This is a genomic window from Acidovorax sp. IB03 (genome assembly GCF_016406015.1).
Classification (GTDB): Bacteria; Pseudomonadota; Gammaproteobacteria; order Burkholderiales; family Burkholderiaceae_C; genus Acidovorax; species Acidovorax temperans.
Window position 1 is genome coordinate 1 of sequence record NZ_JAEFCH010000095.1, and the last position, 814, is coordinate 814.

General features: G+C 57.5%; 1 protein-coding gene. It reads left to right on the top strand.

What is annotated here, in order from left to right; all coding sequences use genetic code 11:
* Positions 1-759, top strand: a 759-nt coding sequence (locus IHV84_RS20205; protein ID WP_198848168.1) for an IS5-like element ISAav2 family transposase, incomplete at its 5' end; no start/stop codon positions are given.
* Between the last annotated feature and the right edge of the window lie 55 nt (positions 760-814).

The following is an 814-nucleotide window of genomic DNA, read 5'->3' on the forward strand; positions in this document are numbered from 1 at the left end:
CAGTTTTGCCTGACCATCAAGTGCTTGTTTGGCCAGCCCTTGCGCCAGACACTGGGCCTGGTTGAGTCGCTATTGGGTATGGCAGGCCTGGATTGGCCAGTGCCCGACTACAGCACGGTGTGTCGCAGGCAAAAGAGCTTGGATGTGCAGGTGCGCTACCGTGCAAGTGACAAAGGCTTGCACATGCTGGCCGACTCCACGGGCATCAAGTTCTTGGGCGAAGGTGAGTGGAAAACCAAAAAGCACGGCGCACAGCGGCGCCGCCAGTGGCGCAAGGTGCATCTGGGTATTGATGCCCAGACACTGCAGATTCGGGCCATCGCAGTAACAACCAATGAAGTGGGCGACTCGCCCATGGCAGCAGACCTGCTAGGTCAAATTCCAAGCAATGAAGAGATAGCTAGCTTTACCGGTGATGGGGCGTACGACACGCAGGATGTACATAAGGCGTGCTACCTGCGGGGAGCCATTCCAATCATCCCGCCGCGCAAAGGAGCGAAGCTGCGCAAAGGGCTGGCATTTGCTCACCGCAATGAAGCGGTCAAGGCGTGTAGGCAGTTGGGGCGGGCTATCTGGAAACGCTGGAGCGGCTACCACCGAAGGTCACTGGTGGAGACCAAGATGAATTGCTTCAAGCGCCTGGGCGAGAAGGTCATGGCCAGGACGTTTGAGCGCCAGGTGACCGAGCTGCACATCCGAGCTTCAATCCTCAATCAATTTACCGATCTGGGCACGCCCCAGACGGTCGCTGCTGCGTAAATCTTTTTGGGATTGGGGATGCCTTGGCCTATGGCCGATTTATGCAACAAAGCCG